Genomic DNA, 13,675 nt, shown 5'->3' with positions numbered 1-13,675 from the left:
CGCGGAGGGACGAGGCGGCGGGAAACTCTCTCTGTCTTAGCATTCCCGGGCGGCGCGTCACGTCTCGCCGGCGAGATTTGCACCGGATCGTCGCCTGGGGATCGGTGAGCGGCGCGGGGCGGCGGGGGTTTGTCAGGCGGGCAGACCGGCGGTATGACGCGCCATGTCCCTGACCGTCGCCACCTTCTATCGTTTTGTCCCGCTCGACGACCTTCCCGCGCTGAAGGCCGAGCTTGCCGCCTTGTGCGCCGACACCGGCACGCGCGGCACGATCCTCATCGCCCCGGAGGGGATCAACGGCACGCTGGCGGGCCTGCAGGACGGCGTGGCGACGATGGTCGCGCATCTCGACCGGCGCTGCGGCATCGGCCGCGGCGAGCTGAAATTCTCGGCGGCCGAGGACTGGCCCTTTGCCCGCACCAAGGTACGCATCCGGCCCGAGATCATCACCATGCGGGCGCCCGAGGCCGATCCCTCCCGGCGCGTCGGCACCTATGTCGCCCCTTCCGACTGGAACGCCATGATCGACGATCCGGAGGTGCTCGTCCTCGACACCCGCAATCGCTACGAGACCAAGGTCGGCGGATTTGCCGGGGCGGTGGATCCGGCGATCGATAGCTTCACCGACTTCAAGGCCTATGTGGAGACCGCGCTCGATCCGGCCGAGCACCGCAAGGTGGCGATGTTCTGCACCGGCGGCATCCGCTGCGAGAAGGCCTCGGCCTACATGCTGTCCAAGGGGTTCGAGAGCGTCTTCCACCTCAAGGGTGGCATCCTGCAATATCTCGAGGACGTGCCGCAGGAAGACAGCCGCTGGGAGGGCGATTGCTACGTCTTCGACGGCCGCGTCGCCGTCGGCCACGGACTGGCACGGACGGACTGGACCGCCTGCTATGGCTGCGGCCAGCCGCTGTCACCGGAGGAGCGCGCCGACCCGGCCTTCGAGGAGGGGGTCTCCTGTGTCCATTGCATCGACCGGCTGACCGAGGAGAAGGCCGCGTCGCTGCGCGAGCGCCAGCGCCAGATCATGCGGGAGACAGGACGCGGCTGAGCGGCCCGCCGTCCGTCAGAAGGGCAACCCCACATAATTCTCGGCAAGCGATTTCTGCGCCGCCTCGGAATCGGCCAGATAGTCGAATTCCGCCTCCTGGATCCGCTGCGAAAAGGCGCCGTGCTCCTCGAAGCGGTGGATCATCGAGGTGAACCACCAAGAGAAACGCTCGGCCTTCCACGCCCGCGCCAGCGCGGTCTCGGAATAGGCGTCGAGCAGACCGTCGTCCTTGTCGAGATAATGGGCGATCAGCGCGCGCGACAGGTAGTGGATGTCGGAGACCGCGAGGTTGAGCCCCTTGGCGCCGGTCGGCGGCACGATATGGGCGGCGTCGCCCGCGAGGAACATCCGGCCGTAGCGCATCGGCTCGGCGACGAAGGAGCGCAGGGGCGCCAGCGACTTCTCGATCGACGGCCCGCGCACCAGATTGCCGGCGACCGCGGAGGGCAGCCGGGCCTGCAATTCGTCGAAGAAACGCTCGTCCGGCCAGTTGGCGACGTCGTCGTCGGCGTCGCACTGGATGTAGTAGCGCGAGAGCTGCGGATTGCGCAGCGAGCACAGCGCGAAGCCGCGGCTGTGATTGGCGTAGATCAGCTCCTCCTGGATCGGCGGCGTGCGGGACAGGACGCCGAGCCAGGCGAAGGGATAGACCCGCTCGAAGGTCTCGATGCTGGCGACGGGGATCGCCTGCCGGCAGACGCCGTGGAAGCCGTCGCAGCCGGCGATGAAGTCGCATTCCAGCCGCTGTTCGCCGTCTGTCGTGCGGTAGGTGACGAAGGGCGCGCTGCCGGTGATGTCCTGCGGCGTGACGTCCTCGACTTCGTGGATGACCGGCACGCCGGCCTCGTCGAGGGCATCGTAGAGATCGTGGGTCACCTCGGTCTGGCCGTAGACCGTGACGGTCTTGCCGCCGGTCAGTTCGCGCAAATCGACATGTAGCATCTCGCCGCGCCAGGCGATGTCGAAGCCGTCATGGACGAGGCCCTCGCGGTCCATCCGCGCGCCGAGGCCGACGGTGCGCAGGAGATCGGTGGTGCCCTGTTCGAGGACGCCGGCGCGGATGCGCGACAGGACGTAGTCGCGGCTCTTGCGCTCCAGGACGACGCTTTCGATGCCGGCGCGGTGCAGGATCAGCGCGAGCAGCAGGCCGGCCGGGCCACCGCCGATGATGGCGACGCGGGTGCGGGTCGTCGTCACGCGGCGTTCCGCCGATGTGCGGCCGCGGTGCGAGCCTTGATCTCGCGCAGGGTGGAAAGCTCCAGTTCGGTCGGCGGCGGCGTCTCGCCGACATCGGCCGCATAGACGACATCCCAGTCGCAGCTCGCGGCGATCGCCTCGCGCGAGGCGCCAGGATGGATGGAATTGACCTCGAATTCCTTGGTCTCGGGATTCGGCCGCCAGACCGCCATGTCGGTGACCAGCAGCGTCGGCCCCTTGGTGGTGATGCCGAGATCCTGGCGGTCCGAGCCGCCCTTGCCATGGCCGAAGGAGGTGAAGAAGTCGATTGCCTTCACCATGCCGCGCTTGGTCTGCTTCATGGTGATGAACACCTCGCCGCAGGACGAAGCGATCTCCGGCGCGCCGCCGCCGCCGGGCAGGCGGGTCTTCGGATGGGCGTAGTCGCCGATCACCGTGGTGTTGATGTTGCCGAAGGGATCGAGCTGCGCCGCGCCGAGGAAGCCGATGGAGATGCGGCCGCCCTGCAGCCAGTAGCGGAACATCTCCGGCACCGAGACGGTGGTCAGCGCCGTCTCGCAGAGTTCGCCGTCGCCGATGGACAGGGGCAGGACGCTCGGCGCCGTGGCGATGGTGCCGCTCTCGTAGATCAGGGTGATGTCCGGCGCATGGGTGAGCCGGGCGACGTTGCAGGCGGCCGAGGGCGCGCCGATGCCGACGAAGCAGACGTCGTCGTTCGACAGCGCCCGCGCAGCGGCGATGGTCATCATCTCGTCGGGCGTGAAGTCCGCATTCGCCATCACATCTTCCCCTTCAGCGTCTCGACGCGGCCGGCGAAATCCTCCGGCCCGGCCTGCATGACATGGGTGTCGATCCAGGCCCTGAACCGGTCCATGTCTGCGGCGATCTCGTCCCATTCGACATAGGCCGCATTGTCGCGGCCGTAATAGCCCCGCGCATAGGACGGATGGGCGCCGCCGGGCACATGGGCAATCGCGCTGATCGTCCAGTGCGGCAGGATGGTCAGGTTCGGATGGGCGTCGTCGAAATCGTCGACGATCTCCTCCACGGTGATGACGGCGCGCCTGGCCGCCAGCACCGCCTCCTTCTGGACGCCGAGAATGCCCTCGATCAGGACATTGCCCTTCCGGTCGGCCTTCTGGGCATGGATGAAGGTGACGTCCGGGCGGATCGCCGGGACGGCAGCCAGTTCCTCGCCGGTGAAGGGGCAGGTGACCGAGCGGATGTTCGCATTGACCGCCTTCAGCCCGGCGCCCTTGTAGCCGCGGAACACCGCCATCGGCAGGCCGGCGGCGCCCGCCTCATAGGCATTGGCGAGGGCGGCGTGGGAGTGTTCCTCCAGTTCCAGCGGCTGCGGCACGCCGTTCTCCACCGCGTCGCGCACGCGCCGCAGCAGGCCGACGCCGGGATTGCCGAGATAGGAGAAGATCATCTTCTTCACGAGGCCGCAGCCGACGAGCTGGTCGTAGACGAGGTCGGGGGTGAGCCGCACGAGGGTCAGATCGCCGATGCCCTGGCGGATCACCTCATGGGCGGCCGCATGGGGGATGAGATGGGTGAAGCCCTCGAAGGCCGCGATGTCGCCGGGCCGCAGATTGTCGGCGACGGCGTCTTTCAGTGTCTTGAACTGTGCCATGGATCTCTTTGCAGCCGTCAGATGTCGAAGAAGATCGTCTCGTTCTCGCCCTGCAGGCGGATGTCGAACCGGTAGGTCGGCACGTCGCCCTCCTGCGTGCGCGGCGCGATCAGCGTCTGGACCCGCGCGCGGTGCTCGATGCGCGCCAGCACCGGATCGGCCACATTGGCCGCCTCCTCGTCGCCGAAATACATGCGGGTGTGCAAGCCGAGATTGATGCCGCGCGCGACGATCCAGACCGTCACATGCGGCGCTTGGGGGCGGCCGTCCTTGAATGGCACCTTGCCGGGCTTGATGGTCTCGAAGACGAACTCGCCGGTGGTCATGTCGCCGGGCGAGCGGCCGAAGCCGGCAAAATGCGGATCGGCGGTGCCGCGGGTCTCGGACGGGCCGGGATAGAGCCCTTGCGCATCGGCCTGCCAGATCTCGACCAGGGCGTCCTTCAGCGCAGTGCCGACGCCGTCGAAGACGCGGCCGACGATGCGGATGCGCTCGCCCTGCGTCTGCGCATCCACCATACGGGCGCCGAGATCCTCGCCGTAGACGCCCTCGATGCCGCTGTAGTTCGGCGTGCAGCCGATATGGACGTAGGGGCCGGCCGTCTGCGACGGCGATTCCTTCAGATAGGCGAGCGGCTGGACCATCAATTGCCCTCCGTCCGGTTCTCGAACAGGGTCGACCGGCGCCCGCGCAGGACGATGTCGAAGCGATAGGCGCGGCTGTCCATCGGCACGGCATTGTTCATGTCGAGCGGCGCGATCAGCCGTTCGACCGCGGTCCGGTCGGGGATCGTCGCGACGATCGGGCAGCGCCAGATCAGCGGATCGCCCTCGAAATACATCTGGGTGATCAGCCGCTGGGCGAAGCCATGGCCGAAGACCGAGAAATGGATATGGGCCGGGCGCCAGTCATTGACGCCGTTCGGCCAGGGATAGGCGCCGGGCTTGATGGTGCGCAGGCGGTAGCTGCCGTCGGCGTCGGTGAGGGTGCGCCCGCAGCCGCCGAAATTCGGATCGAGCGGCGCCAGATAGGTTTCCTTCTTGTGGCGGTAGCGCCCGCCGGCATTGGCCTGCCAGAATTCCAGCAGCGCGCCGGGAACGCCCTTGCCGGTCTCGTCGAGCACCCGGCCATGGACGATGATGCGCTGGCCGATCGGCTCGCCGCCATGGGCGAAATTGCGCAGGAGGTCGTTGTCGGTCTCGCCGATCAGGTCGTGGCCGAAGACCGGGCCGGTCATTTCCGAGACGGTGTTGTCGAGCGAGATCGGCGCCTTCTGCGGCGAGCGGGTGACGCTCGTCTTGTAACCGGGCGTGTAGGCGGCCGGATGCCAGTTGCGGTCGCGCTGGAAGAAGGATCCGCCGCTCATGCGGGGCCTGCCTCCGCGGCCTTGTCGATCTCGGCATAGACCGACTTGGCAATCTTGATGGCGTGGTTGGCGGCGGGCACGCCGGCATAGACCGCGACGTGCAGCAGCGCCTCCAGAACGTCCTCGCGGGTCGCGCCCGTATTGGCCGTGGCCCGCACATGCATGGCAACCTCGTCGTCCTGGCCCAGCGCGGCCAGCAGCGCGATGGTGACGATGGAGCGTTCGCGATGAGTGAAATGCGGACGCGACCAGACCGTGCCCCAGGCGCCCTCGGTGATGAAGCTCTGGAAGGGGGCGTCGAACCCGTCGCTCTGGCGCTGGGCGCGATCGACATGGGCGTCGCCGAGCACGGCACGGCGTACTCTCATGCCTGCCTGGTAGCGCTCGCTGGGGTCCTGCTGCATGGTTCCTCCCGGTCTCCGTCAGCTCAACCCGTTCACTATCAGCCGCCTGAAAACTCATGTAAAATGAATTCCAGCGCAGTTCGCATAACCGTGAGATTATGGAAATCGACCCACGGGTTCGTCTGAGACATCTGAAGACCTTCATCGAGGTAGCCCGCTCCGCCAGTCTCGGCAAGGCGGCGGTGCGGCTGAACGTGTCGCAGCCCGCCGTCTCCAAGACCTTGTCCGAACTCGAGGAGATGCTGGGCGCGCGGCTCGTTGCCCGCGGGCGGGGTGGGGCGACGCTGACGCCGGTGGGGCGGATGTTCCATTCCTATGCCTCGGCCAGTCTTGCCGCGCTCAGCCAGGGCATCGAGGGCGTCGCCGAGACGCTGGCCGCGTCGCAGCTGCGCCTCTCGATCGGCGCGCTGCCGAGCGTGGCCGCGCGCATCGTGCCGGACGCGGCGATCGAGATGGCGCGGACCGCCCCGGAGGCGGGGCTGACCATCGTTTCGGGGCCCAACGCCTATCTGCTGTCGCAACTTGCCTCCGGCGCCCTCGACCTGGTGATCGGCCGGCTCGGCCAGCCCGAGGCAATGGCCGGCTTCAGCTTCGCCCAGCTCTATTCCGAGCGGGTCAGTCTCGTCGTGCGCCCCGGCCATCCGCTGCTGAGCGCCGCCGATCCCGCGTCGATCGCCGCCTATCCGCTGATCTTTCCCGATGCGGATGCCGCCATCCGGACGATCGCCGAGCGCTACTTCATCGCCCACGGCCTGACCCGGCGCCGCGACCGCATCGAGACCGTCGTCGACAGTTTCGGCCGGGCCTATGTCCGTAAGACCGATGCGGTCTGGTTCATCTCGTCGGGGGTGGTGGCGCTGGACGTGGCCGACGGCATGCTGGCCGAACTGCCCGTCGACATGGCCGAGACGCTGGGGCCTGTCGGCCTGACCATGCGCGGGGAGGGCGATCCGTCGCCGGCGCTCCGCCTGTTCATCGCCGCCATCCGCGCCACGGTGGCCGCCCACGGGCTGGCCCGCTGAGGCGGTGACCCGTCAGGGCCTCGCCGCCGGTCGGACGCTGTTTCCGGGGCGCTGCGCGCCGTCATTAACGGCCCGCTAACCATAAATGTGGAAGGTCGCAGCGAGGGACACCCGATGCGACCAGCTCTGCCCATCCTGTTCACGCTCGCCATCGTCGGCGGATGCACCAGCATCCCCTCGCGCTGCTATGTGACGCTCGACAATGCGGGCGGGCCGACCGCCGAGGCCTGCGAGACCGGGCCGGAGCTCATCGTGCGGCCGATCACCCCGACCAACGCCGCCTATTACGTCCCGCCCTACGTCATCGCCGCCCTGTCCTATGAAGGGTTCCTGGTGCCCCGGGAGCCGGTCGTCGACGCGGATACGGATGCGGATGTGGATGCGGACGGGGAGCCCGCCACCACGGACGCAGATCGGCGCGCTTCGGCAGGTGACGCGGCCGACGCCGCCGCGACGCCGGGCTGGCCGCTGCCGGCCGCCGGCCAGACACCCTGGCGGCAGACCGTCACCGGCACGGAAGGCCTCGCCATCGCCTTTGCCGACGACGAGGACGGCGTGACGGCGGACGATCTCGAACGGTTCTGGGATGCCGGATTGATGGTGACCCCGACGCGCACGGCACCGCCCGTCGGCGCGCCGGAGAACCGGCTGCCGCAGGCCTATACGATCGATGGCGAAATCCGCTATCGCCGACCGGACGCGCTGGACGGGATGAGCTTCCCGATCTCTAGCGCGCTGTCTCCATGAGCAGCGGAATGCCGTTCAGGATGGCATGCCCGGGAGCCAGAATCTTCACCCGTCGCGACGGCTTGGTGTCGGAGGATTCCACGACGATCGCCGTGCCCTCGGTCTCGAAGACGTAGTTCACCCCGTCGCAACGTACGGGGCTCCCGAACAGGCCTTCGGAAAAGGACTCGATGTCGATCGCGTTGCACCGGTTGATGGTGGTGCTTTCCACCTTGCGGGTGGCGCGATCCTGGACGAGGGCGTTCAGCGTATAGCCGCGCTCCTCTTCGACGAATTCAAAGGCGAGCCCGTATTCCGGCAGCGGAGCGGGCGCGGTGGCGGGGGGAGATTTCTCCCCGAAGGGAATGGTCAGGCCGGCGGCCAGGACGAGTGCTGCCGTGAAGCTGGCGGTGACGGTCATCGGCGTCCGCTCCTTCTGTGGCAAGGGTTAAGGAGGAGCGGGCACATCGGCTCGCTCCCCCTTCGTGCGATGTCAGCAGGCGCCTTCGACGAGCGTGTAGTGATCCTGCTCGACGAGCTTCCGCGTGGTCTTGTACACGGCCGGATTGCGGCGCTTGACGATGGTGGCGCCGTCGACGAAGTCGCCGACCCAGGAGCGGCTCTCGCCGACGACCTTCTTGCCACGGGTATTGTAGATGTAGGTGGAAGGCACGTACTCGACGCAATATGCCTTCTCGTTGTTCTCGGCGATGTGCCGCTTGTAGGTTTTCGCTTCGGCGGTCGCAGAGAATGCGAGCACCGCAGCGACTGCGGAAATGCTAAGCAGGACCTTGCGCATGGAAAAAACGCCTCCGTTGTTATGATGTAGCGCAAGGAGAGGATTGAATCATATCTGACGAATATCAACAGGATTATTCTGACTTACGGGAAGTTTTTGCTTCACCGCGCGAGTTGTGCCAAGTTGAGACAAAATCTGTGCTGTTATGGCGCGACGGACGGCGCATCTGACCCATGTTGTTCATAAGGCAGAGAGAATCCTCCCAGCTTCCTCTGCGGGATGCGCTGCGGTTGCAGCCGGGTTGCGACGGAGCGGCAGTCGCCACGCGCGGCGTGCTGCCGGAGTGACCTCGCCCGGTCTCAGTCCTCGACGAGAATGGTCCCTGCGACCTCGATGCCGAAGCCGGTGAGGCCGACATAGGCGCGCTCATGCGTCGCCACGACCGAGATCGAGCGCACGCCGAGATCGCGCAGGATCTGCGCCCCGACGCCGATCTCGCGCCAGCGCTGCTGGCGCTTCAGGGCACTGCCGTGGCGTTCGCCGTCGGCATGGTCGGCGACCGTCTCGCCGGTCTCGAAATCGTCGACATTGGGCGTGCGCAGCAGCATCAGGACGCCGGAGCCGTGGCTCTTCAGCCGGTCGACCGCGATCTCCACCCAGGTCTTGGTCTCCCGCGTGCGGCCGAACAGGTCGAGCACCGGCTGTTCGCGGTGGATGCGGGTGGGCACCTTCTCGCCGTCGCGCACGTCGCCGAACACCGCCACCACGTGCTGCATCTGGTCGAAGGGCGTCTCGTAGATGCGCAGCATGGCATCCACGCCGCCGACCTTCATCGGCTCCTCGCGCACGCAGGTGACGAAGGATTCGCGCCGGATGCGGTGGGAGATCAGGTCCTCGATGGAGATGATCTTCAGGCCGTGCTCGCGAGCGAAGACCAGCAGCTCCGGCAGCCGCTTCACCGTGCCGTCGTCATTGACGATCTCGGCGAGGACGCCGGCCGGCTCCAGCCCGGCCAGCTTGGCCAGATCCGTGCCCGCCTCGGTGTGGCCGGAGCGGGTGAGGACGCCGCCGTCGCGGGCAATCAGCGGAAAGATATGGCCCGGCTTCAGGAAGTCGGTGCCGGAGCAATTGTCGTTGGCCAGCGCCCGCACCGTGTTGGTGCGTTCCTCGGCGGAAATGCCGGTGGTCATGCCGACCTTGTAGTCGACGGACACGGTGAAGGCGGTGCGCATCGGGTCGAGATTGTTGGCGACCATCGGCGGCAGGTTCAGCCGGTCGGCGCGGTCGGCGGTCATCGGCACGCAGATGATGCCGCTGGTGTGGCGGATCATGAAGGCCATCTTTTCCGGCGTCGCCTTCGACGCGGCCATGATCAGGTCGCCCTCGTTCTCGCGGTCGGTGTCGTCGACGACGACGACGAGCTCACCCTCGGCGATGGCCGCGATGGCCGATTCGATGCTGTCGAGCTGCGTGTCCTGGTCCGTCATGTCCGTCCGCTCCGATTGCAGGTCATGCGCCCCGGCATGCCGCCTCGTCTCCGCGACCCCGGCCGGCCGCTCCGAAAGGGCCGTGGCCGCGCCGTCGCGCTTGTTTCCTCGATGCTTTAGGCGCGGGGCGGCCGGCGATCAATGCGGCTGCCCCGAACGCAGTGGTCAGCCGCGCCCGCGATAGGGCGGCACGCCGGTCTCCGGGACCCAGGCGCCCTCGGGGGCCGGGCCGGTCTGCCAGAACACGTCGATCGGGATGCCGCCGCGCGGATACCAGTAGCCGCCGATGCGCAGCCACAGGGGCTTGGTCGCGGCGACGATGCGCCGGCCGACCGAGACCGTGCAATCCTCGTGGAAGGCGCCGTGATTGCGGAAGCTGGTCAGGAACAGCTTCAGCGACTTCGATTCCACCAGCCGTTCGTCCGGCGCGTAGTCGATGACGAGATGGGCGAAGTCGGGCTGGCCGGTCACCGGGCAGAGCGAGGTGAATTCCGGGCAGGTGAAGCGCACGATGGCCGGGGCGCCGTCGCCCCGCGTGTAGGGCACCGTTTCCAGCACCGCCTCTTCGGGCGAGGCGGCGGGACGGGCGTCGCGGCCGAGTTGGGAGAGATCGTCGGAAGAAACCATGGAAGCGTCCGTGAAGCCGTCGGAAGGACTGCGCCGCTTCCTGGGGACAGCGGCGGCGCGAAGCCGCTGCATGTAGGAGCGTGGTCCGGCGATTGATAGGGTGCCGCGATGATCGACAAGCTCGAATATCTCATCATGCTGGCCGGCGAGAAGCATTTCGGCCGCGCCGCCGAGCGGCTGGGCATCACCCAGCCGACCCTGTCGGCGGGCCTCCGCCAGCTGGAGGAGCGGCTCGAGGTGACGCTGGTCAATCGCGGCTCTCGGTTCCAGGGAATGACCGAGGAGGGCGAGCGCGTCCTCGTCTGGGCGCGGCGGATCACCGACGACCTGCGCACCATGCGCGAGGAGATCCGCACCGTCCGGTCCGGCCTTTCCGGCCATCTGCGGATCGGCGCGGTGCCGACGGCGCTGCCGGTGGTGGCGCGGCTGACGACGCCGTTCCTGGCCCGGCATGCCGATGTGTCCTTCGAGGTCATGTCGCACACCTCGACCGAGCTCGTGCAGGGCGTCGAGAATTTCGAGATCGACGTCGCCCTGACCTATCTCGACGACGAGCGCCTGCGCCGGCTCGATACACGGCCGCTCTATGCCGAGCGCTACTGCCTGGTGACGACGCGCGGCAGCCGCCTGGCCGACAAGGCGAGCGTCACCTGGGAGGAGGCGGCCTCGATCCCGCTCTGCCTCCTGTCGGGCGACATGCAGAACCGGCAGATCCTCAACCGGCATCTGGGGGCCGAGGGGAGGGCGTTCCGGGCGGTGATGGAATCGAACTCGATGATCGCGCTGCTGGCGCAGGTGCGGGCCGCGGATCTGGCGACGATCATGCCCTGTCCGTTCGCCGACACGCTGGGCCTTGCCGACCCGATGGTGGCGATCCCCATCACCGATGGCGACGTCAGCTACCGCATCGGTCTGGTCACCGCCCGGCGCGATCCGCGTCCGCCGATCCTGACAGCCTTCTGGGAGGAAAGCGCCTTGGCGGACGCGGCCTGAAGACGTCGTTGCCACCGAGCGCTTGCGGCGACGCCGGTCTGCTCCACTTGGCCGGAGACCGGCGTGGACGACGATCCGCGCCGCCTGCCGCAAGAAGGATCTGGCATGACCCGCAACCCGTCGACGGGCACGCAGAGCATCGTCTTTCGGGATGGCGCCTTCGCATCGGTGACGCGCCAGGTGCCGGCGGAGACCGCCATCGCTATCTCGGTCAACGGCTCGACCCATGCGGTGATGATGGCGACGCCCTCCCATATCCGGGACCTCGGCATCGGCCTGGCCCTGAACGAGCGCATCGTCACCCATCCCGACGAGATCGAGCGGATGGAGATCGTCGACGGCGACCTCGGCATCGACTGCCGGCTGTGGCTGAGCGAGGCCCGCGCCGCGACCTACACCGCCCGCCGGCGCCAGATGACCGGGCCGGTGGGCTGTGGCCTCTGCGGGGTGGAATCGCTGGAGCTCGCCGGCCGCGACCTGCCGACCGTCGAAGCGCCAGAATTCTCCGTCGCGCCCGCCGAACTGACCGAGGCGGTGGCCGCCATGGCGCGGCAGCAGGAACTGACGCGGCTGACGCGGGCCGTCCACGCGGCGGCGTTTCACCGGCCGGGGGGTGACATGGTGGTGCTGCGCGAGGATGTCGGCCGGCACAATGCGCTGGACAAGGTGGCCGGGCATCTGGCCGGAGCAGGCATCGATCCCGCGGCCGGCTTCCTGACCATCACCAGCCGGGTGTCGGTGGAGCTGATCCAGAAGGCGGCGGTGATGGGCTGCGGGCTGATCGCCGCGATCTCGGCGCCCACCGAACTCGCCATCGCCGAGGCGCAGGCCGCCGGCGTCACACTGGTGGCGGTGGTGCGGGACGAGGATTTCGAGATCTTCACCCATCCGGCGCGGATCGCGGGCGCCGACGCCGTGTCAGCCGAGCATCGCGCCGGTGGTGAGGCCCGACCCCGGAGCGCCTGACGCCGGCCGGGGATCGAACCGGGGAGGTGCGCAACCGGGCGTTAACCATGGCGCGATACAACCGGAGCGTCGAAACTCTCCGGATCGCTGTCATGAAACTGTTTCGTGCCGGGGCCGCCATTCTGGCGCTCGCCCTCATTGCCGGCTGCGGCCACAACGAGGCGAGAAGCCTTGCGATGAAGGGCCCGACCGCCACGACTTCGGTCGCCGCGCTCGGTTTCGCGCCCGATGCTTCAGACGGCGCCTTCCCGCTGTTCCAGTCCTTCGCGCCGGTCTCGTCCTCGCCGCTGAACGGTCGTACGCTGGAAGTCAGCCACATCTCCGACATCGTGCTGCAACCCAAGGAGGTGGTGCTCACCTTCGATGACGGCCCGATTCCGGGGAAGACCCACAAGATCCTGCGCGCGCTCGACGAATACGGCGTCGGCGCGACCTTCCTGATGGTCGGCCAGATGGCCCGCGCCTATCCGAAGATCGCCCAGGACGTGGCGCTGCACGGCCACACCATCGGCACCCACACCGAGGGCCACGCCAATCTGCGCACCCTCAGCGCCGACGCGGCCATTGCCGAGATCCATCGCGGCCAGCGCAGCGTTTCGGCGGCGCTGGCACCGATCGGCCGGCGTCCGGCGCCGTTCTTCCGCTTTCCCTATCTGGCCGATACGCGGCCGCTGCGCGAGCGCCTGTCGGGCGAGGGCGTCGTGGCGATCGACGTCGACATCGACTCCAAGGACTATTTCCGCGACGCGCCGTCGATCGTGCGCGACCGCACCCTGCTGTCGCTGGAAAAGCACGGCCGCGGCATCGTGCTGTTCCACGACATCCAGTCGCGCACGGCGGCGATGCTGCCGGACTTCCTGCAGGCACTGCAGGAGCGTGGCTTCAAGGTGGTGCGGCTGGTACCGGCGAACCGACCGTCGGGACCGATGCTCTTGTCCGACGCCAGCTTCTGACGGCGGGGCGCGGCGCCGGGGTTCAGGCCCCGGATGTCGCGTTCGGCGCCGGGGGCAGCGTCTCGCGCGGATCACCGGCGGCCTGGCGCCATCGCACCTCGCCGTCATAGAGCCCCTGGAGTTCGGCCTCGCGGGCCTGCGACTGGCGCAGCCGGTCCCGCGTATCGCGCAACTGCAAGCGCAGGGCCATGGCGACCAGCGAGACCGCGAGGATCACGGCGAGACATCCATAGGCGAGGACCTTGCGCTGCAGCGGATCGTCCACCGGCGCGGTGGCGAGGACGGCGATCAGGGCGAGGAACACCGCCGCCAGGAAGATGACGACGCTGCGCGTCAGGATCAGCGACAGCAGCGCCAGTCCCGCGGCGGCGATGACCGGCTGGCGCGTCGCGATCGCGATCCACGCGTCCCACCATTCCATCGCGACCGCCATCGATGCCTGCGCCGTCACGCTGCTCCCCCGTCGTGCCGCTCCTGTGCGGGCAGGATCATCCTAGCCCGCCCGCGG

The 13,675-nt window shown here is 68.1% G+C and carries 17 protein-coding genes; 6 read left to right on the top strand and 11 right to left on the bottom strand.

Features of this window, described 5'->3' with window-relative positions; genetic code table 11:
- The first annotated feature begins 163 nt into the window (after positions 1-163).
- Positions 164-1,051 carry an oxygen-dependent tRNA uridine(34) hydroxylase TrhO gene (trhO, locus tag N7I30_RS04680; RefSeq protein ID WP_498637030.1) on the top strand — a complete coding sequence of 296 codons (888 nt, stop codon included), beginning with the start codon at positions 164-166 and terminating at the stop codon, positions 1,049-1,051.
- Positions 1,052-1,066: 15 nt separating this feature from the next.
- On the opposite strand, the gene pobA is transcribed toward trhO, so the two are convergent.
- From pobA to pcaC, 6 genes are read right to left on the bottom strand one after another with little or no spacing between them, the layout of a single operon-like run.
- Positions 1,067-2,248, bottom strand: a complete 1,182-nt coding sequence (pobA, locus tag N7I30_RS04675; protein ID WP_498637028.1) for a 4-hydroxybenzoate 3-monooxygenase — start codon at positions 2,246-2,248, stop codon at positions 1,067-1,069.
- A complete protein-coding gene (locus N7I30_RS04670; protein WP_491389995.1) occupies positions 2,245-3,027 on the bottom strand; it encodes a CoA-transferase subunit beta in 783 nt (260 codons plus the stop codon). The genes pobA and N7I30_RS04670 overlap by 4 nt, the downstream gene beginning before the upstream one ends.
- On the bottom strand, positions 3,027-3,884 hold the full coding sequence (locus N7I30_RS04665) for a CoA transferase subunit A (RefSeq protein ID WP_187389858.1): 858 nt from the start codon (positions 3,882-3,884) through the stop codon (positions 3,027-3,029). The genes N7I30_RS04670 and N7I30_RS04665 overlap by 1 nt, the downstream gene beginning before the upstream one ends.
- 17 nt (positions 3,885-3,901) lie before the next feature.
- A complete protein-coding gene (pcaG, locus tag N7I30_RS04660; protein WP_498637025.1) occupies positions 3,902-4,528 on the bottom strand; it encodes a protocatechuate 3,4-dioxygenase subunit alpha in 627 nt (208 codons plus the stop codon).
- Complete coding sequence (gene pcaH, locus N7I30_RS04655) at positions 4,528-5,250, bottom strand: protocatechuate 3,4-dioxygenase subunit beta (RefSeq protein ID WP_498637023.1); 723 nt, start codon at positions 5,248-5,250, stop codon at positions 4,528-4,530. Before pcaH ends, pcaG begins: the two co-directional genes overlap by 1 nt.
- Entirely contained in the window at positions 5,247-5,654 is a 408-nt protein-coding gene (pcaC, locus tag N7I30_RS04650; protein WP_009210949.1) for a 4-carboxymuconolactone decarboxylase, read from the bottom strand. Before pcaC ends, pcaH begins: the two co-directional genes overlap by 4 nt.
- Positions 5,655-5,752: 98 nt before the next feature.
- Between pcaC and pcaQ the strand changes: the two genes are divergently transcribed.
- Both pcaQ and N7I30_RS04640 read left to right on the top strand, forming a co-directional pair.
- Positions 5,753-6,676 carry a pca operon transcription factor PcaQ gene (gene pcaQ, locus N7I30_RS04645; RefSeq protein WP_498637020.1) on the top strand — a complete coding sequence of 308 codons (924 nt, stop codon included), beginning with the start codon at positions 5,753-5,755 and terminating at the stop codon, positions 6,674-6,676.
- Positions 6,677-6,790: 114 nt separating this feature from the next.
- Positions 6,791-7,423, top strand: a complete 633-nt coding sequence (locus N7I30_RS04640) for a hypothetical protein (protein ID WP_498637018.1) — start codon at positions 6,791-6,793, stop codon at positions 7,421-7,423.
- Here the strand turns inward: N7I30_RS04640 and N7I30_RS04635 are convergent.
- The 4 genes from N7I30_RS04635 to queF all read right to left on the bottom strand — a co-directional run bounded on the left by N7I30_RS04635 (position 7,404) and on the right by queF (position 10,255).
- Positions 7,404-7,823, bottom strand: coding sequence for a hypothetical protein (locus N7I30_RS04635; RefSeq protein WP_498637016.1), 420 nt, complete (start codon positions 7,821-7,823; stop codon positions 7,404-7,406). The two genes, N7I30_RS04640 and N7I30_RS04635, sit on opposite strands and share 20 nt — an antisense overlap.
- A 72-nt stretch (positions 7,824-7,895) precedes the next feature.
- On the bottom strand, positions 7,896-8,201 hold the full coding sequence (locus tag N7I30_RS04630) for a hypothetical protein (protein ID WP_491372779.1): 306 nt from the start codon (positions 8,199-8,201) through the stop codon (positions 7,896-7,898).
- Positions 8,202-8,500: 299 nt separating this feature from the next.
- A complete protein-coding gene (gene ribB / locus N7I30_RS04625) occupies positions 8,501-9,628 on the bottom strand; it encodes a 3,4-dihydroxy-2-butanone-4-phosphate synthase (protein ID WP_230786540.1) in 1,128 nt (375 codons plus the stop codon).
- Positions 9,629-9,793: 165 nt separating this feature from the next.
- Positions 9,794-10,255 (bottom strand): preQ(1) synthase, encoded by a 462-nt coding sequence (gene queF / locus N7I30_RS04620; protein ID WP_498637014.1) that lies wholly within the window; start codon positions 10,253-10,255, stop codon positions 9,794-9,796.
- Positions 10,256-10,363: 108 nt separating this feature from the next.
- Here queF and N7I30_RS04615 point away from each other — a divergent pair, with 108 nt between their 5' ends.
- The 3 genes from N7I30_RS04615 to N7I30_RS04605 all read left to right on the top strand — a co-directional run bounded on the left by N7I30_RS04615 (position 10,364) and on the right by N7I30_RS04605 (position 13,167).
- Positions 10,364-11,248: a LysR family transcriptional regulator gene (locus tag N7I30_RS04615; RefSeq protein ID WP_498637012.1), complete on the top strand. Its 885-nt coding sequence runs from the start codon at positions 10,364-10,366 to the stop codon at positions 11,246-11,248.
- A 105-nt stretch (positions 11,249-11,353) separates the two neighbouring features.
- Positions 11,354-12,214 (top strand): formate dehydrogenase accessory sulfurtransferase FdhD, encoded by an 861-nt coding sequence (gene fdhD, locus N7I30_RS04610; protein ID WP_498637010.1) that lies wholly within the window; start codon positions 11,354-11,356, stop codon positions 12,212-12,214.
- A gap of 92 nt (positions 12,215-12,306) precedes the next feature.
- Positions 12,307-13,167 carry a polysaccharide deacetylase family protein gene (locus N7I30_RS04605; protein ID WP_498637008.1) on the top strand — a complete coding sequence of 287 codons (861 nt, stop codon included), beginning with the start codon at positions 12,307-12,309 and terminating at the stop codon, positions 13,165-13,167.
- Between the two features lie 22 nt (positions 13,168-13,189).
- Here the strand turns inward: N7I30_RS04605 and N7I30_RS04600 are convergent, their stop codons facing one another.
- Positions 13,190-13,618, bottom strand: a complete 429-nt coding sequence (locus tag N7I30_RS04600; RefSeq protein ID WP_498637006.1) for a hypothetical protein — start codon at positions 13,616-13,618, stop codon at positions 13,190-13,192.
- Between the last annotated feature and the right edge of the window lie 57 nt (positions 13,619-13,675).

Source organism: Aurantimonas litoralis (genome assembly GCF_026153195.1).
GTDB lineage: Bacteria > Pseudomonadota > Alphaproteobacteria > Rhizobiales > Rhizobiaceae > Aurantimonas > Aurantimonas coralicida.
The sequence above is the reverse complement of the archived record's forward strand: the minus strand, read 5'-3'. Positions and strand labels throughout refer to the sequence as shown.